The 18,018-nt window shown below is 55.8% G+C and carries 16 protein-coding genes and 1 pseudogene; 12 read left to right on the top strand and 5 right to left on the bottom strand.

All coding sequences use genetic code 11. The features are described from left to right. Positions 1 to 895: 895 nt before the first annotated feature. From CU102_RS03770 to CU102_RS03790, 5 genes and pseudogenes are all read left to right on the top strand, one after another. Positions 896 to 1,948 carry an AraC family transcriptional regulator gene (locus CU102_RS03770; RefSeq protein WP_106709633.1) on the top strand — a complete coding sequence of 351 codons (1,053 nt, stop codon included), beginning with the start codon at positions 896 to 898 and terminating at the stop codon, positions 1,946 to 1,948. A gap of 370 nt (positions 1,949 to 2,318) precedes the next feature. Continuing rightward, positions 2,319 to 2,498, top strand: coding sequence for a hypothetical protein (locus CU102_RS03775; RefSeq protein WP_106709634.1), 180 nt, complete (start codon positions 2,319 to 2,321; stop codon positions 2,496 to 2,498). 207 nt (positions 2,499 to 2,705) lie between these two features. Further along, positions 2,706 to 2,894 carry a hypothetical protein gene (locus CU102_RS03780; protein ID WP_106709635.1) on the top strand — a complete coding sequence of 63 codons (189 nt, stop codon included), beginning with the start codon at positions 2,706 to 2,708 and terminating at the stop codon, positions 2,892 to 2,894. Between the two features lie 120 nt (positions 2,895 to 3,014). Then, positions 3,015 to 3,728 carry a TylF/MycF/NovP-related O-methyltransferase gene (locus tag CU102_RS03785; RefSeq protein ID WP_133624450.1) on the top strand — a complete coding sequence of 238 codons (714 nt, stop codon included), beginning with the start codon at positions 3,015 to 3,017 and terminating at the stop codon, positions 3,726 to 3,728. 111 nt (positions 3,729 to 3,839) lie between these two features. Continuing rightward, positions 3,840 to 4,060 (top strand): annotated as a pseudogene (locus tag CU102_RS03790) (hypothetical protein); the annotation flags it as partial. A 526-nt stretch (positions 4,061 to 4,586) separates the two neighbouring features. Here the strand turns inward: CU102_RS03790 and CU102_RS03800 are convergent. Further along, complete coding sequence (locus CU102_RS03800; RefSeq protein WP_133624449.1) at positions 4,587 to 5,315, bottom strand: hypothetical protein; 729 nt, start codon at positions 5,313 to 5,315, stop codon at positions 4,587 to 4,589. 700 nt (positions 5,316 to 6,015) lie between these two features. On the opposite strand from CU102_RS03800, the gene CU102_RS31085 reads away from it, so the two are divergent. The 7 genes from CU102_RS31085 to CU102_RS03835 all read left to right on the top strand — a co-directional run bounded on the left by CU102_RS31085 (position 6,016) and on the right by CU102_RS03835 (position 13,427). Beyond that, a complete protein-coding gene (locus tag CU102_RS31085; RefSeq protein WP_425351512.1) occupies positions 6,016 to 7,188 on the top strand; it encodes a helix-turn-helix domain-containing protein in 1,173 nt (390 codons plus the stop codon). A 253-nt stretch (positions 7,189 to 7,441) separates the two neighbouring features. Then, complete coding sequence (locus tag CU102_RS03810) at positions 7,442 to 8,455, top strand: UDP-glucuronic acid decarboxylase family protein (protein WP_245425192.1); 1,014 nt, start codon at positions 7,442 to 7,444, stop codon at positions 8,453 to 8,455. Next, on the top strand, positions 8,455 to 9,441 hold the full coding sequence (galE, locus tag CU102_RS03815; protein WP_106709640.1) for a UDP-glucose 4-epimerase GalE: 987 nt from the start codon (positions 8,455 to 8,457) through the stop codon (positions 9,439 to 9,441). The genes CU102_RS03810 and galE overlap by 1 nt, the downstream gene beginning before the upstream one ends. Next, positions 9,438 to 11,312 carry a glycosyltransferase gene (locus CU102_RS03820; RefSeq protein ID WP_106709641.1) on the top strand — a complete coding sequence of 625 codons (1,875 nt, stop codon included), beginning with the start codon at positions 9,438 to 9,440 and terminating at the stop codon, positions 11,310 to 11,312. The genes galE and CU102_RS03820 overlap by 4 nt, the downstream gene beginning before the upstream one ends. Then, on the top strand, positions 11,309 to 11,920 hold the full coding sequence (locus CU102_RS03825) for a DUF995 domain-containing protein (RefSeq protein WP_106709642.1): 612 nt from the start codon (positions 11,309 to 11,311) through the stop codon (positions 11,918 to 11,920). Before CU102_RS03820 ends, CU102_RS03825 begins: the two co-directional genes overlap by 4 nt. Then, entirely contained in the window at positions 11,917 to 12,879 is a 963-nt protein-coding gene (locus tag CU102_RS03830) for a glycoside hydrolase family 26 protein (protein WP_106709643.1), read from the top strand. Before CU102_RS03825 ends, CU102_RS03830 begins: the two co-directional genes overlap by 4 nt. 35 nt (positions 12,880 to 12,914) lie before the next feature. Continuing rightward, positions 12,915 to 13,427 (top strand): DUF995 domain-containing protein, encoded by a 513-nt coding sequence (locus CU102_RS03835; RefSeq protein WP_106709644.1) that lies wholly within the window; start codon positions 12,915 to 12,917, stop codon positions 13,425 to 13,427. 1,287 nt (positions 13,428 to 14,714) lie between these two features. On the opposite strand, the gene CU102_RS03850 is transcribed toward CU102_RS03835, so the two are convergent. The 4 genes from CU102_RS03850 to CU102_RS03865 form a co-directional block, all read right to left on the bottom strand. Then, positions 14,715 to 15,287 (bottom strand): histidine phosphatase family protein, encoded by a 573-nt coding sequence (locus CU102_RS03850; RefSeq protein ID WP_106709942.1) that lies wholly within the window; start codon positions 15,285 to 15,287, stop codon positions 14,715 to 14,717. Between the two features lie 179 nt (positions 15,288 to 15,466). Then, positions 15,467 to 16,744, bottom strand: coding sequence for an ATP-binding protein (locus CU102_RS03855; RefSeq protein ID WP_106709646.1), 1,278 nt, complete (start codon positions 16,742 to 16,744; stop codon positions 15,467 to 15,469). Between the two features lie 14 nt (positions 16,745 to 16,758). Further along, entirely contained in the window at positions 16,759 to 17,448 is a 690-nt protein-coding gene (locus tag CU102_RS03860; RefSeq protein WP_106709647.1) for a response regulator, read from the bottom strand. Between the two features lie 37 nt (positions 17,449 to 17,485). Further along, the gene (locus CU102_RS03865; RefSeq protein ID WP_106709648.1) at positions 17,486 to 18,016 is read right to left on the bottom strand and encodes a Spy/CpxP family protein refolding chaperone; all 531 of its coding nucleotides are present in this window, start codon (positions 18,014 to 18,016) and stop codon (positions 17,486 to 17,488) included. Between the last annotated feature and the right edge of the window lie 2 nt (positions 18,017 to 18,018).

Consider the following 18,018-nt stretch of genomic DNA (forward strand, 5'->3'; position numbering starts at 1 on the left):
CATTAAGGATGTGCGGGTATCGCCGGATGTTATTCCGTGGACAAGAATCCAGAGCATCGAAACCCGAAAGATCGATCGTGTGTGGCAAATACTGCTTCGCGTTGATAATGCCAGCCAGCTAGCATTCTCTCCAACTTACAAGGGTTTTCGGGGCGACTTCGATCCAGCATCGGACAGTAGGACGATAAACATTACATTTCACCAGCGATGCTGAACGTAGATCGCCTAGTTCTGGAAGATATTCTGAGGATGTATCAGCGCGCGCTTGGTATTCGCTAATCGCACGGACTGGTGCCGACAAGAGAGCATCCCCAAGTTCGAAGGGCACGTTCGGACCCGACAAGCGCTACGGCCATGCTGTTGTGGCGAGCACAAGCGAGACGGGAGAGTGAAAGGCATAGGATAGAAACGAGTTGACTGTTCCCGCGCCAACGAGCACATGTCCTAAGTCGGACAAAAATCCGAGGGTGGGACCCGGTTTCGATCGATGCTAATAACGGCCGGGTCCCATTCCGGACTGGTACTGGTCGTCGATAACATTGGCCTAAAGGCCGATTAAGATAAACAGTCCGCCCACAAGAATGATCAGGGCAGCAACAAGGCAGGCAGTATATGCCCAGCCTGGCGCCAATTCTTTCCGCGACACAGTTTTGAGCGCGTGGTTCTGTGGGTCGCGCATATTCTGCTCAAAATTATTCAGTTCACAATGACGCTTCGTTTCGTTCTGGTGCATCCGCGCGCCCAACATTTTGCCCTGTTAGAGCACGCCCCAGCTCCAAACGCAAAGACGCGCCAGACTGCGAGGCTAACGGGCGCTGAGCAAACGCAAGGAACGTAAATTGCTTACAGCCGCCAGTGGGCGTAATACTACTTGTAGTTGCCTGTGAGCGCGCCCATGTCGCACATTTGCGGAAACACTGTTCAAACACTTCCCATAGTTCCAACAGCGACAGGCGTGCCCGCACGTTTGGCCCTTGCCCATATTGAACGAAGAAATATCGATCCGGACCCACTGCTCAATCGGTGCGGCCTAACACGTACCGCGCTTGATGAACGGAAGCGCATCAAACTAGCTTCCCAAATCGATTTTCTGGAAGAAGTGGGCCAAGCAGTCAGGAATGATTGGCTTGGGCTTGATCTGGCCAGTCAGGTTGAACTGCGCGAGATGGGAATGATCTACTACGCGGCATCATCGTCGCAGGTCTTTGATGAAGCGCTCCATCGTCTAATACGGTACGTTCGCATGAGCAACGAGGCATTGGTGCTCCAGATGGACCAAAGCACGACCTGTCGTATAACGCTCTCGTATGCCGGCGTGGCTCGTTACAAGGACCGCCATCAGACGGAGTTTCTGGCACTGGTACTCCTGCGGCTGTGTCGCCAGCTACTCGGACAGCAGATTGTTCCTGTTTCAGCGAGTTTCGTTCATCACCGCTCGGGTGATCTGGGACCGATCCAACAAAGGTTTGGTTGCAAGGTCCAGTTCGACGCCTATGTTGACCAACTGAGTTTTGACGGGGCACTACTGAAACGTCCGGTCATCGGGGAAGACCATTATCTCAACGAGATAATGGTTAAAGTCTGCGAAGATGCGATCGCAGTCCGGGTCCCTAACATCGGCTCGTTTCGTACGGTGGTCGAGAATACGATCGGCCCCCTTCTTCCTCACGCCGAAGCGACTGCAGCTACCGTTGCGAAACGGCTTGGCTTAAGCGAGAGGACGTTTGCTCGACGCCTTGCCGCAGAGGGCGCGACCTTTGGTGAGATTCTTGACGGGTTGCGGCGCGATATGGCGCTCAACTATCTGCAAGAAGGGCTCCAGGCCTCTCAGATCGCCTGGCTGCTCGGCTTTCAACAACTCAGTTCGTTCACCCATGCCTGCCGTCGCTGGACAGGAAAGTGCCCATCCGAACACCGGCGCACCTACAAGCAGAGAATGGTTGCCTGAATCAGTTTGTGACGACACAAATATCCGTCCCTCGGCCGATTGAATTATCCAAAGTTTGTCTCTTCGAGCCAATGCTTTGCGGTTTGACGCCAACCCACTTGCGGATTTGACGTAGACCACAATGTTTCCGTTCGAGTTTGGGAACCGGGACAATCGTCATCTTTCTCGATTTCATCTCACGCTTGCGACTGATGTGTGTATCGGGTTCCGCCAGAAGGCCGGACGCGTAATGCCGCAACTCCTGGCGTCGAAGTGGTTGGACTACCGAAATTCGAGATGGTGCAAATGCCGTCGTCGGCAATGAGACAATTGAGACTAGGCAGACTTCAACCCACAACTGGTTCAACGAAAGAATGGACGACAGGAAGAAATGAAAACCCGCAAGTGGTGGGAAGAGCTCCACCCCGATCTCGAAGAGAAACTCTACAGCGACACGCAGTTGTTCGATTTACTGGACGACGAAACAATTAAGTCAGCTTATCGCACGGGTGTCATCACCAGCGACGACGTTCTCGCGGCGCGTAAGGAGAAACGCCGTGAGACTGCTTAAGCCGCCGTTTCCAAACTCGCCCGGACCAAATGCCGGGCCCATTGGCAGAGCGTAAAAAGTAAACAGGACAACGGGCAATGAAAAAATTTCTTATCGCGGCAGGAACTGCCGCAGCGGCCCTGGGGGCGACGCAAGCAAGAAAAACCACTTACGCGCCAGCAAGGCTCAAGTAACTGGTACTCGTTCAACACAAACGGAAAAACCGCGATGCATATGAAAAAGCTAAAGAAGTTGAGATTCGATGAAGACACAGGGGCACTCAAGATTGCTGGTGAAAACGGTTTCGGCAAAGACAAGACGGTTTACGTCGATGTCGAGAACCCAGAACTGTTCCTGAATGCCATCAAATCGGCGTTCCAAATGGGCGGCAAAGACATTGAACTCACCCCCGAATGAAAGCGGGCGTCCGAACGCACGATCCGCACGGCTGGGCGTAGGCATTGCCTCCGCCTGTGATGCGGTGAATACGCAATCCGCGAGCTGAAGGTGCTCGCGCGTCGTGGGAGAAAACCAAAAGTGTTAAAGTTTAAAGACTTGCCCTTGTACGCCAAGCTAAAAACTGCGGCATACCAACGCCTCAAGTGGTGGATGTCGGAGAATGTCTACAATCACGAAGGTGCGGCGAGGCTCGTTGCGTTTGCGGAAGGGGCGGCATACGCGGCTTCAAATATGAAAGGTGCCATAGCCTGTGATTTCAAAGACGATGTGATGATGAGGACCCTAGACCTGGCTCCGCCGGAAGGTCTCGTTCTGGAATTTGGAGTATGGAATGGGGCCACGGTCAACATGATTGCTGACCGAGTTGGATCGTCGCGACAGGTTCATGGTTTTGACTCTTTTGAAGGACTGCCAGAGGATTGGTTTGGCGAATATGTAAAAGGAATGTTCCACACGGGGGGCAAACTTCCCAATGTGCGCCCGAATGTGAAACTGCATGCTGGCTGGTTCGAGAATACGCTGCCGGACTTTATCTCCAAACAGCGCGAAAACATCGCCTTTATTCACGTGGACTGCGACCTCTACTCCTCCACCAAGACCATCTTCGATTTCTTGGGGGATCGCCTTGTTCCCGGAAGTGTCATCCTGTTTGATGAGTACTTCAATTATCCAGGCTGGCGCGAGCACGAGTATCGCGCCTTTCACGAACTGATCGAGGAGCGCGCGCTCAAGTATCGTTGGGTTGCCTACAACCGTCGTGAGTATAACGCCGGAGTCCAGATCACGAACTGACGGTGTTGCCGTCGTGTAGCCCCCTCCCCTTGTCGATCTGCTCCGAAATGAAGAAGTAGTCCGGATCGGAAATGACTTTCAGCACATGCCGGGTGTACACCCGCAATGGCGGCCTGCCAACCGCTGGCGCAGGAGTTGATTAAAGAGCAAAGCATCCTCGCCAGTCTGTCCAAGCAACAGAATCAAGCTGCGACTGGCGATGCGGTTGGAGTGTTTTTTCTTGGCGTACCGGCGTCGAGCACCCTTGGTGGTGACAAAGAAGGGCAAGTCGCTGTTTCCAAGGGAAAGGTGAAGCCATAGAGTCAGCAATCAAGAGCAAGGGCTGCAAGTAACCGACCCCCATCGTCGAGCGCAGATCGCCGAACGGACGATGGGCAGCCGGTTCCGGCGTACACCTTGGCCGTCAGCTGTGCGGGGTGCTTGCATGGGGCCGCAACCCTGATCCAGACATCGGGTGTCTGGGGACCCCGACAATCCTGTTTCAGTCCGGCGATGTGCAGGAGTTGGGATAACTACTCGCTCGATCAAACGTGTTTCGGTACTGGCACCTCATCGGGATTTGGCAAAGGTGTCTCGTCGGGCAATTGATTTGGCGGCGGCTCCTTAACAGGAGGTATTTGATCAGGTCCCGGTATCGGATTGGGCGGTTCATGAGGCAGTGGAATTGGCGCGGGATCGGGGTCCGGGCCTGGGATTGGGTCACCCATATCAGATCTCCTTGTTATCGGGTCTTAACTAATAAGCGTCGAGGAATGTTCCGAAGACGAGTTTATCAAAGCGGCTCAATCATCAGCGCAACCCATGAAGCGATGCGGCAGCTGTTCGTCAAGATACTTATCGGCCGGTTGATCGAGCCTCTCAGTGCTCGTAATAGACCTCCCAGACGGAGACGATCAGCGCATAGTCGTTATTCCGCAAGGTGTCGTGCAGTACTGGATAGGCGCTCATGAGCCCGGCGTTCCTCGATGCGCTTCTGGTCGAAGTTGCCCGCTCAGCAAACCGGACGTCGAGCTTAGCTCTGTCACGCATATATCCCGATGGGGTGGGCAGATCGGATACCAGATATCCATCAGGAAAATTCGCCGGCGGAGGCTTAAGCGGCCCGTAATACCGATCATAATATTCACGCAACATGTCGCTTACGCTCAAGCCATACGTTGGCGGCTGCCAGCCGATGCGCCTCATCGTTTTGTCGAGTTTTTCCGCGTGCTGACGAAAATCTCCGTCGAATCCATAAATTGCCGTCATCCCTTGTGTGCACTGGTAGGCATAACCGTCCCGGACCTTCCAGTTGTTCTGGCCTTTCCGGCATTGATCGATTTCGTAAACCGAATCTTCCCTCAGGAAGTCCGCCGCGGCCGGCAATTCGCTGAGAGAGGAACGCATTGACTGCTTTGCCGTGTCGCGGCGTGCTATCAGGCTCGGACTCTGCGGGTCCGGAGCGGACCTGAGATTGATCAGGATGCCGGTCAGTCCACCCGACAGGGAGGCGTACAGCGCCATATAGCCGATCAGCGCAATGGCAACCAGCGCACCGACAGCCACGATCGCGGCCTTCATGAACGTGTTAGCAGTGCCTGCAGACATGTGCGGTTCTCCATCATGCGGGCCGATGCCGCCGCTGGGTACCAAAGGGTGATAGCACCACTAGCAGCCGCTTCCAGTCAGTATGTGATCACTGTCTCGCCGGGTGTTCAAGGTTGCTTCGGAACTGCCCCCTGTCGGTCTCCCGACCAAAAGATAAGATTTCCGACCGAGCCTATATAAGTGGTTTGATCAAACGCGGACGCAAACAATTTGCATGCCCGATTTCGAGAGATCGTTGCGGATTTCATCAGCATGATGGCCTTGTCCGCAGTCGGACATGGCGGAAAGAGATTACAAAGAAGAACTTGAACTGCTGTTAAGGGTCTTGATGGCGGTGGGCGCGATTGCGGTATTTGGCTTGCTGGCATTCGCAATCCTTGTCGACATCGTAGTGTAGTTTTCTACGGCTTAGGGATGATCTTCCTTATGGTTATTTGCGTTCGAGCTTTTCGGCATGAGAAATCGAAAAACCGGCGAGCCATGAAAGTAAAAGCAGAAGCGTTAAGAACTCTCGAGCACGAAGAGCTTGAAGCCGCTAGGAACTGGAACAAACGAAGACCCAGTTGAGAACACTGATACGCGTACTGCCTTGACGGAGATTGCGATATCTGCTGCTTAAGACTTCATTAACTTTAGAATGCCATCGTTGCGATTTGGGAGTAGTAATTCGAGAACCACTTTCGGTTTTCGGGAGGACAAGGTGCCGGACTCTCCGCACAGAGGACAACCGCCGCCAAATTCGATAGAAGCACACGAAGGCGCGCGAACCAAAACCAGCTCCGACCCGCCGCTTGAGCGGCGGCGCTGGCCCCGGCAGTCAACGGCGACTGCAGAAGCACTTGCGCCCTCCCCACCTGCCCTCGAACCACTAACATTTTCGACCCGTGATATAGACGCCAAGGATCAATTTGCAGCTTGGCAGGCTTACTTATCACCTTTGGTCGACATCAGATTGCCGGATGGTGTGCCCGAGGAATCCGGATTTCCGGCAGACCACACAGCCTGGAATCTCGGTAGTATGCTGGTCGTCCAACAGCGCGCGCCCCCTCACAGCTTCACACGATCGGTTGCCAAACTGCGATCAAATGCAATTGACCACTGGCACCTCACATTACTACGTAGCGGCAGGACATGGACGGAAGTCGAGGGGCAAGTCTTTGAGGGCAAGCCGGGAAATGTAGAGCTCAGATCCCTTGGGCAGCCATTTAGGGGCCGGGCAACGGAGTCGGAAAGCCTCTCGTTTTACTTGCCACGCGAGTTGTTCGCTGATGCAACCGTGGTCAATGCGGCATTGTCCGGGACCTATACCAACCTGCTAATCGAATATTTGGACAGTCTCGAGCCCAAACTGATCAGCCTGGCAGCAGGAGACCTTCCCCGTGTCGTACAGACGACACGCGATATGATCGTAACATGGCTTGCATCGACCACGGAACAGAATGGCTCGACAGAGTCACAGGGAAACTTTGCGCTGATGGAACGTGTCCGTCGGTTCATCCAGAAAAATCTGAACTCGTCTAACCTAACACCGGACAGAGTCTGCCGGGAACTCGGTATGTCGCGCACCCGCCTCTATCAGTTGTTCGAACCAAGCGGCGGTGTTCTTCATTATATTCAAAGACGGCGTCTCCTGGCAGCTCATGCCGCCTTAAGTAATTCGGCCAATCGCCGCCAAATTGTCGAGATCGCCAACGATGTTGGGTTTACCTCCGCTGCCCATTTCAGCCGAGCATTCAGCAAGGAATTTGGCTACAGCCCCCGCGAAGCCCGAAATGTTTCGGTGCCGCCTTATTTCGCGCACGCGGTTCCTCTTGTGGACGTGTCGGACAGTGCAAACTCATTTGGTGAGTGGCTAAAATCCCTCGGGCACTAAGCCAACAGCGATCCCAGCGCTTAGCTCACAGACCCGATCCATACACAATTTGACTGCAGAAATGGACGCTGATGCAAATATCAGGATGCGCATCTAACGACAGTCAACACAGCCCCAATTATACAAAAAGCTACAAGAACAACGCCGACATAAAAACGCTTTGAACTGATTAGGTCCTTTGATCAGAAAAGAATCGGCAAACTTTGGGGTTCGAATGATGAAAAGCATGCGTCACAATTCCAGCCGTCATAATATTAATGCGATCTTTGGTGATGTACGTGTCGTCCGCTCCAAGCAACGGTCGCGACATATTCTTGTAACCGGGGGCGCTGGCTTTCTTGGCTCACATCTTTGCGAGCGCCTTCTTAAAGCCGGACAGACTGTAATCTGCCTGGATAACTTCTCAACTGGATTAGAACGCAACATACGTCATCTGCGCAATTTCGAACGTTTCAGCGTCATTAAACATGACGTTGTTGATCCAATCGATGTTGAAGTCGATGAAATCTACAATCTTGCGTGCCCGGCATCGCCTCCTCATTATCAGGCCGATCCCGTACACACGATGAAGACGTGCGTATTCGGCGCTCTCAATTTACTGGAACTCGCCGCAAGGACCGGCGCTCGTATTTTTCAAGCTTCCACATCAGAAGTATACGGTGATCCGCTGGTCCATCCACAGGTCGAAGGTTACTGGGGCAACGTGAATTCGTTTGGGCCACGGTCCTGCTATGACGAGGGCAAGCGCAGCGCCGAAACACTGTTCTTCGATTTTCATAAACAGCACCACGTCGAGATCAAAATCGCACGAATATTCAACACTTATGGTCCCAACATGCGCCCCGACGATGGCCGTGTCGTATCAAACTTCGTTGTGCAGGCGCTGAAAGGTCAGGACATAACGATCTATGGCGATGGTTCACAGACACGCTCGTTCTGTTTCGTCAATGATCTCATCGACGGCTTTCAGCAGCTGATGGCAACCGACCCTTCATTCACCGGACCTGTCAACCTTGGGAATCCAGGTGAGTTCACCGTTCTGGAACTCGCCGAGCAAGTGATCAAGCTGACCGGCTCCCGTTCGAAGACCATCCGCAAGCCTTTGCCAACCGATGATCCGCGCCAGCGCCGTCCCGATATATCCCTTGCGCAGCGTGAACTTGGATGGCAGCCGAAAGTGTCTCTCTTGGCCGGTCTGGAAAAAACGATCTTCTATTTTGATCGCCTCCTTACCGAGGAAGCAGTCGAACTGGCGGAGACTGCATGATGGCTCAGCGCAAGGTTCTGGTAGCAGGTGGTGCCGGTTACATAGGCAGCCATACGGCCAAATTACTCCACGCAAACGGCATCGAGCCGATTGTCTTTGACAATCTGGTTACAGGCCATCTCTCCTCGGTCCGCTGGGGCCCATTCGTGCATGGTGATATCCTCGATACGAGCAGCCTGACGCGAACCCTGATGCAATATAAACCCGATGCAGTCGTACATTTTGCTGCATCTGCTTATGTCGGAGAGTCCGTCGAGGATCCCTCAAAATACTACCGGAACAATGTTGCAGGGACACTTTCTCTCCTCGATGCCTGCCGCCATGCGCAAATCGACAAGATCATCTTTTCGTCAAGCTGCGCAACCTATGGCGTGCCGCCGTCGCTTCCCATTACCGAAACGACCCCGCAGCAGCCAATCAATCCCTACGGCAGGACGAAACTCATTGCCGAGCAGATTTTAGAGGATTATGCGGCTGCCTATCGTTTGAAGTACGTGGCCCTGCGGTACTTCAACGCGTGTGGCGCGGATCCTGATGGCGAACTCGGTGAGTGGCATAACCCCGAAACACATCTGATCCCAAGAGCATTGCTTGCTGCCGGCGGCGCCATCTCCCATCTAGCCGTGTTCGGTGACGACTATGACACCGAAGATGGAACCTGTGTTCGTGATTATATCCACGTGACGGATCTGGCCCGGGCACATGTTCTGGCGCTCGATCACCTCATCAGCGGCGGTCAAAACCTTTCTGTCAACCTTGGAACTGGCCGCGGCTTGTCGATTGGCGAGATATTGAAGGCAATCAGCCGTGTCACCAAGCGTGAAGTACCGGTTGAGATGCATCCAAGGCGAGCTGGCGACCCCCCTACGCTTTATGCCGATCCAGCATTTGCGCGTCGGACGCTTGGCTTTGCTCCCGAATACTCGGACATCGATACGATCGTGCAGACTGCAGCTCCCTTCTTTGGTCTGGAGTCACGGGCATGACGAACACAACGCCCAGAATTAGAGCAGGTATGACCGAACCGACCCTGGTTCCGGTGCTTGAGGGATATCGCAAGGTAGAATATCTCGTCGGCACTGCAATCTGGCTGGCCATGATTGTTTATTTCTGGGCCTGGTGGCTCAAGCCAGAGCATTATATCGGTTTCTGGAGTTTCGCTCTGGTCACCGCGACACTGGCATGGGTAACCCTTCTGCCAGCCTACTTCATGACAATATTCTACCGTGCCCGCAAACCCAACGGGCCGCTTCGACTGCCGGTTGGCAGTCGGGTTGCCATGGTTGTGACCAAGGCACCATCCGAGCCATTTGCAATCGTTGCGACAACATTGGAAGCCATGCTTGCCCAGGACTATCCCCACGACACGTGGCTTGCGGATGAAGATCCAACTCCGGAAACATTGAACTGGTGCAAAGAGAACAGCGTCTTTGTTTCGACGCGCAAGAACAGGCCGGATTATCACCGGACTACCTGGCCACGTCGCACACGCTGCAAGGAAGGCAACCTTGCGTTTTTCTACGATCACTTCGGCTATGACCGCTACGACTTCGTCGTGCAGCTCGATGCCGACCATGTTCCGGAACCGGGCTATCTCGCTGAAATGTTGCGCCCGTTTGCCGATGCGGACGTTGGTTACGTGTCTGCGCCCAGCATCTGCGATAAGAACGCATCAGAAAGCTGGTCTGCCCGAGGACGTCTTTATGCTGAAGCAAGCATGCACGGCTCGCTCCAGGCTGGCCACAGTGGCGGACTTGCCCCACTGTGCATCGGATCGCACTATGCCGTACGAACAGTTGCCTTGCACAAAATCGGCGGGCTCGGTCCGGAGTTGGCCGAGGACCATTCGACAACATTGATGATGAATGCGCATGGCTGGCGCGGTGTGCATGCCCTGGACGCTATCGCTCACGGTGACGGACCCCGCACATTCGCAGATCTTGTCACGCAGGAATTTCAGTGGTCACGCAGTCTCGTCATGCTGCTCTTGCAATATTCGCCGGTCTACGTGCCGCGCCTGCCGCTGCGACTGAAGATCCAGTTTCTGTTTTCTCAGCTGTGGTACCCGCTATTTTCCCTATTCATGGCTTTGATGTTCGCAATGCCGATACTTGCGCTTTTTCACCATCAAAACTTTGTCGCGGTGACGTACCCAGAGTTTCTTGCGCATTTCGCTCCACTCTCTATCACCCTGATGTTGTTGGCTTTTCGGTGGCGCCAAAGCGGCTCGTTCCGCCCGTTCGATGCAAGGATTCTGAGCTGGGAAGCGATGTTTTTCCTCTTCGCACGCTGGCCTTGGGCCCTGGCTGGAACCATCGCTGCAGTCCGTGACTGGATGACCGGTTCTTTTGTCGATTTTCGCATTACACCCAAGGGCGCATCGGAGGTGGATCCACTGCCCGCGCGGGTTCTGATGCCTTACGCTTTCCTTTCAGTGGTTTCTGTGCTGCCAGTCCTGTTTGTAGAGGACGCCGGAGAAACACGGGGCTTCTATATTTTCGCAATCGTGAATGCGGTGATCTATACCCTGCTGTTGCTGACAATCGTCGTTCAGCACGCACGAGAGAATGTGGTCAGGATCAAGACCAGAACGTATCGTCCAGCTATGGCTGCGAGCCTCCTCTCCCTCATCATCCTTCCAGGAATCGCGACAGTTGAGCGCGGAAAGGACGGATTGGATTCCCTGACCTGGGGTGCAGGTCGATTCAGACTTTATCAAACGACATATGCGGTGGCTGGTGCTGGCCTCAAGGGCGGAGAGCACCGCAAGCTAACCTTCAAGCCACACTGGCTGCCCGAACAAGACAACAACGCCTCCTACTCAGAAGGCGCTCGTAAGAGCGGAGCAAGATCATGACAATGGGAAGAGTAAGTTTTGTGAGTTTCGACCGTGTGGCCAGATCAGTAACGCTGTGCTTCGGATCCATCCGCTCTTCACTCGTTGTCGCGGCTTGTTTGTCGGCAACACTCGTGGGTCCCTCCTCTGCCGGCGAAGCAAACATCCCATCGGCCGATGCCCGGCCAATGAGCGCCCCGGAGCTTTACCTGCTTTTCCGCGACAAGACGTGGGTGTGGTCTGACGGAGCCGGACGCTTCGACGATGAGGGTCGGCATTTCACCGCACGATCAGGCACCGGGAATACAACGGCGTGGGCGCAAGGACGGTGGACCGTAACGGACGATGGCCGACTATGCCTCAACGCAGAGTGGCACATGGTCTCCGGCGTTCACGCCAACAAGACTTGCTTTAGGCACAAGCTTAACGGCGGAACCATCTATCAGAAGAAAGAGCCGTCTGGCGCCTGGTACATTTTCAAGCACAGCGTGCCGACCGAGAACGATGAATTCAAGAAGCTCGTCGCAGAAAATCTGGTCTCCCCAGATCTAGCGACTATTAAATCTGATCTTGAGGATCAGAAACGACTAGCGGGCAATGCGATCCCTAGCAGGAGGAAAATCCAATGAAAAATAAGAAGACTAGTACTGCAATTGTAGTTTCGTTTGCGACGCTGGTGCTGACAGGTACTGTGCTGGCGGCGAGCATTCCACGCGGCATCCCGGCGGGCCAGAAGCCTGCTACTACGGGCCACCTTAGTGATAAACGGCCAATTATCGGTCCGGATTCCATAACTTTCGGGGCATACGATCCGCATGGCGACTTCACCGACGATCCCAATTCAAAGATCGAACATCTCTTCCTTCCCTGGGAGGATGTTGATCTCTCGACGCTGTCGCTCGCTGATGAATATGCCCAGAAGCGCGGACGAAAGCTCCTCATCACAGTGGAGCCGTGGTCGTGGGCCCTGGACTGGCGATCTTCACCTGAAGCGCTCATCAGCGGCATTTTGGCTGGCAAGTACGATGCCAATATGGCCGCGGTTTGTTCGACGGCAGCAACACTCAAGAGCGATGTGACCATTCGCTGGGCGCAGGAAATGGACGAAACCGACAACCAGTTTACCTGGGCCCATTGGGCGCCGGCCGACTATGTGACTGCTTACCGACGGATGGTAACCGTATGCCGCGAGCATAATAAAACGGCAAATTACATGTGGTCTCCCAAGGGGAACCCGACCCTCACAGCCTTCTACCCGGGGGGTGATTTCGTCGACATCGTTGGCCTTTCCGTGTTCGGCCTGCAACAGTATGACAAGGATCATTTTGACAAAGAGCAGACATTTGCCGAGGCGCTCGCGCCCAAATACCGACTGGCCAAAACCTTTGGCAAACCTGTTGTCGTTGCTGAACTTGGCTACGAGGGCGACTCTGACTACGTTCGCAACTGGGCCGAAGACGCCGCCAAAAGCTCTCCGGAGTTTCCGGATCTGACAGCCGTCGTCTATTTCAACGACAAGGAAGTTTATCCTTGGCCCCGCCCATATGGGCTACCCGATTGGCGAGTTGTTAGGGAAGCGACAAATTAACCAGGATGCACCAGTAGCCCCATTAGGAGGAACAAATGTCTACATTCCGAGTGCTATCGTTACTGTGCATCCTTGGCGCAGTGGCCACATTTGCCCTTGGCGCCAGCGAAGCGCAGAGCAAACCATCGAAACCCCCAGCGATGTCTGACCCGCTGACCAGTCAGGAGCTGTACAATCTCTACAGTAATCGATCCTGGATCTGGAAGGCTGGTGCCGGCTATTTTGCAAACAGGCAGCGCGAGTTTAAATCCTGGACTGCTGACGGCGGAGGTTCGTACGGCCTTGGTCGCTGGTTCATAACTGATCCAGGAAAGCTGTGCTTCAGGGCGGTATGGTACGCGAAGAGCGGCAATGCTCCAGCGCTGACCTGTTTCAGCCACCGCAAGAAGGGAAATGCTGTTTTCCAGAAACGCGAGCCTGACGGGGATTGGTATCAATTCAAGACCACGCCAGCACGGGCTGACGACGAATATCGTAAGATACGGTCTGGCGATTACGTTACGGCCCGAATGAATCGGATGAAAACGAGAATATCGCGCGGCAACTAGCAAAAAGAGCGCGCTAAATCTTGCCGGATACAAGGAACGGCTGGGTCTTTGGCCCTGCCGTTCGCATCGCTCTCATCTGGCAAAGCAGGTGGACGTACGCCCAAATCCGCTTGGCGTGCAAATAAAGGGGGCTCGCCCGAGGTAAGGCGCTCTTGCAACAGACACGACGTTGCGGGTTTTGATGGTTTTTCTCGTTATCACATAGGTTTTCGCCGAGCCGGGATAGCCGAGTTTTATCGACTTCGACCGCGCTTCACTAGCCATTGTTGGCGCCGTAGTGCATAATGAAACAGCCACCACGAAAGCAATCGTCAGCATGCCTTTGACCGCACTCGAGCCAGGCACCGCTTTTATATTCTCTACTTCGCAGTTTTTGATAGTAAATACTTCATTACTGCTGCACATATTTAAGCACTCCCCACATTTGATATGCGAATGCTTACCATGCGATACATTTCGGGCCGTTTAAGCGAATAGATACAATTAGAAACAACAGGATAAATTGGTCAACATTGACGGCTGCACCAATTCGACCACAGTCACACGGACTCACACGGCGCGAAGCAGCCGGTTCAGCACGATCCGCAATTCTGACCCAGCGCTCGCAGATCGCACCACCGAACGCAGTCATGAGCCCGAAACACATTTGTTCAGGCTCATCAGCAATGTAAGGCTATCCGTGGCGTAACGCAAATGGCACACCATCGCATTAAGCGGATGGTGCAGTTTGGGTGCTTTGTCGACATTGTCCGTTGAGTCAAGTGGAAGCACGCGCGGCCGCTTGTGGGCACACAAAGCTGTCATTTGCGCTTGTTGCGAATCACGACGCCCGCTAACCTTTGCTACACAGGCTTGGCCCGCGCCTCCCCCTCCTTTCGGGGAAGTATCGCACATGCGCGGCAACATCATCATCGAACCATCCGTTTGAGCACCGCATGAGGAGGGATTGCGTTTCTGGCTCGGAATGGAGGTCCTTGATGAAACTTTCTGCCCCTATCTTCCAATTGAAACGCCGGGCCAAGCTCCTGGTCCGGAAGAATAATGTTCCCCCCTGCACGAAGCATTGGATCAGATTGCACGTGAGGAGGGATTCGCAAGATGGAGCCTGCTTTCGTCTCAGGTCGCAGCGGGATCACTGTCGAAAACCGTACTATCCCGGCTGGACGAGGGGTCGCCCTCAATGAACCGCTTCATCAAACATCTCCAAAAAAGAATCTGGGAGATTGTGTATCTGAATGTGGCTATCTGTTTGTATTCATAGCCAATTTTGCAGGGGAAAGTTGAAGATTATCCCTCGGCGATCGGCCGCCACTCGTGGATGATCTTGTAGCCCGGCAAGTCGAACGCGAAGAAATGTCCCTGGAACGGTTGATCCCGACTGCGCGAAATGGTCGTGTCCAATAGCTTGCAGAGCAGGAGTGTGCCGACACCGCCGTGCGCGATAAAAGCAATGTCGCCGTCGCGATGGGTCCCAAGAATGCGAAACACCGCCCGTGCTACGCGCTCTTGGGCATCGACCGCACGCTCCCATCCGCGGACACTCTCATGTGGATTAGCGAAGAAGGAGTCAGCAACTCGCTCGAACTCGGCAGGTGGAAGGAAGCCTGTCGCGGTGCGGTCATTCTCGCCAAGGTGCTCATCCACTTGGACAGGCAAACCAAATCCTGCGGCCAGCAGGCCTGCCGCTTCAATGGCTTTGGCCTCAGAGCTCGACCAGATCGACGTCAGGCCGGACAGCAACGCACTCCCTGCGAAAGTCCTCATCCGGGCGACACCACGGTCCGAAAGCCGCCAGGCTGGGACTGGCAGGGCGGGATCAACGGAAACTTCTGGGTGAGTGATAAAGAAGGCAGTCGCCATGCCGTTGTGCTCCGACAAAAATCGTTCCGGATACCTAACAGAGCTGATCGAAAGCAGGAAGTGACAACACGCCAGCCTACATCATTGCACGGGCGCCTTTTTACACAGCCTCCACCCATTGCGCCCTCTCAGCCAAGGGTGAAATCGGTAAATTCGCCCCCAGCTTGCAGCGAGGGGAATTACGGACGCTTCAGTTCATCTTTCGGGGTGGCCCTATGCACTGGAAGCGCCACGATGAAGCAAGCGCCGCCGCCCGACGGAGATTCGTATCGGACCGCGCCGCCGTGGTGCTCGGCGATCTGGCGCACCAACGCCAGCCCCAAGCCCCAGCCGCCCGTGGCCTCGCCGCGCCCAGAGGGCCGGTAGAACGGCTCGAAAACGCGGGTGCTCTCGGTTTCCGGTATGCCCGGACCGTGGTCACGGACCCTGATTTCCACGTCGCCGCCGGCCTGCGCGACAGTGGCCGTAACAGGAGTGCCGCCGTGGCGCAGCGCATTCTGCATGAGATTGCGCACGAGCCTGCCGAGCAGGCGTGCATCGCCTGTGACCATCGCCGGCGTGCCGGAGACCTCGACACCGTTGTGCGCGCCCTCCTCCGAGACAAGAGCTAGAAGGTCAAGGGACTCCGGCGCATCGAGCTTCTCAACATGATCGAGCCTGCTCGCCAGCAGGATCTCCTCGACCAGAATATCCAGCTCGGCGAGGTTGCGTACGATCTCCCCCTTTCGGTTCTCGTCTGGCGCTTGCTCATACAGGTCAATTGCGATGCGCAGGCGCGCAAGCGGTGAGCGCAATTCGTGGCTTGCATTGGCGAGCAGAGCGCGGTGTGACCTGATCAGCCGCTCGACATGATCTGCGGCCCTATTGAAGCTCTTCGCCACCGCTGCGACCTCGTCGCTGCCGTCCTCCGGCACACGCGCCACCAAATCACCCCTGCCCCAGGCATCCACGCCCCCGCGTAGCCGCTCTAGCCGGCGAGTTAGGTGACGCACCACCGGATAGGCGGCGAGCCCGATGACGCTGGCGATCAACGCCAGATAGGCGAGCGGATTGCGACCGGCCGGCCGGAAAGGCCGCTCCATGCGTGCGGCCACCGCGCGGCCGTCGGGCAATTCGGTCACTATGGTGTGAAGGTTGCCTGGCGGGCTGTGGTGCCAGCGACGTTCGACGATCTCGCGCGGAAGCGGCTGGCCAGCGCTCGCGATCAGCCTACCGCGAGGGTCGTAGACCGATATGTCGGCGTCGAAGGCCCGTGAAAGCCGCCGCAGCGTCGCCTCGACCGACTGCGGGTCCATGTCAGGCGGAATCAACGCGGTGACGAACCGCGCGCGCTGACTCTGCCAACTGGACTCCTCCTCGCCCTGTCCCAGCCACACGAAGGCCGCGCTGGCGATGGCGACCGCGGCAAGGCTCGCTAGTAGCGTGAGGTAGATTTTCAGGAACAGTCGGCTGCGCATCGCATTATCTCTCGTCATTCCTGGAAACGGGCAAAGACATAGCCGGCGCCGCGGACGGTGATGATGCGCCTCGGATGCTTGGGGTCGCTCTCGATGGCCGCCCTGATCCGAGAAATATGGACGTCGATGGAACGGTCGAAGGCTTCCAACTCCTCGCCCTTGACTGTGTCCATCAATTGCTCGCGCGACAGCGTGCGGCCGGCATTTTCGGCAAGCGCCACAAGCAGGTCGAACTGGTAGCTGGTAAGCGCACATTCGCGGCCGTCGATCTGGATCGAGCGGGATCCCGGATCGATCTCCAGCCGTCCGAAGCGCAGGACGCGCGAAACCACCGCGCTACCTCTGCGGCGGCGTAGGATCGCTTTGAGCCGCGCCAGCAGTTCGCGCGGATTGAAAGGTTTGGGCAGATAGTCGTCGGCGCCGAGTTCCAGCCCGACGATGCGATCAGTCTCCTCGCCCTTGGCCGTGAGCATCAGGATAGGCACGTCGGAGACGGCACGCATCCGCCGACAGGTCTCGAAGCCGTCGAGGTCGGGAAGCATGACATCGAGGATCACGGCGTCCGGCGCACGGCGGCCGAGGTCAGTGAGACCTGCCGTGGCCGTCGCCGCGGTGTAGACGACGTAGCCGTTTCCGGAGAGATAGTCGCCGAGCATGGCGGAGAGACGTATATCATCATCGACGATCAGGACCCGCTCCGCCATCGCTCCGCTCTCCGTTCAGTCTCCTGGCCGACTCAATCTACCACCGACCGCGGCCTCCGCGCTCCTTCAAATGCTCGACCAGCTTGGTGCGCTGTTCGGGCGTCAGCACCTCGGCGGCGTCGAGGAGCGCAGTCGTCATCGTGCGCGAGGCCTCGTCGATGGCTGAGATGCGCTCACTGCGCAGTTTCTCAGCGGCCGCACGGTCGATGGTTGGCGCGCCGAGGAGTTCGATTACGTCCTCACGCGTCTTGCGGAAGTCCCGGAAAGTCGGCCTGATCTCATCGCGCGCCTTGTCGATGATGTCCCAAACCTTGTCTTCCTGTTCGTTCGTCGCGTTGAGTTCGTCGAGCACAGAGCCGATCCGCTGTTCCATAAAGCCGCCACCTCCCATATGCGCGTGCATCATGTGGCCGCCCATGCCGAAATCGTCGCTGCGCGCAACTGCAAATCCTATCCCGCTGACAATCGCGACGGTCGCTATGCCGCCGATTACTACTCGCCGGCTCCAGCTCTTCGAAGCGGGTTCGCTGGCCATCGGGCTCTCCAGGTTCTTGTCCTCGTTTTCCATCA

The organism is Phyllobacterium brassicacearum (assembly GCF_003010955.1).
Classification (GTDB): Bacteria; Pseudomonadota; Alphaproteobacteria; order Rhizobiales; family Rhizobiaceae; genus Phyllobacterium; species Phyllobacterium brassicacearum.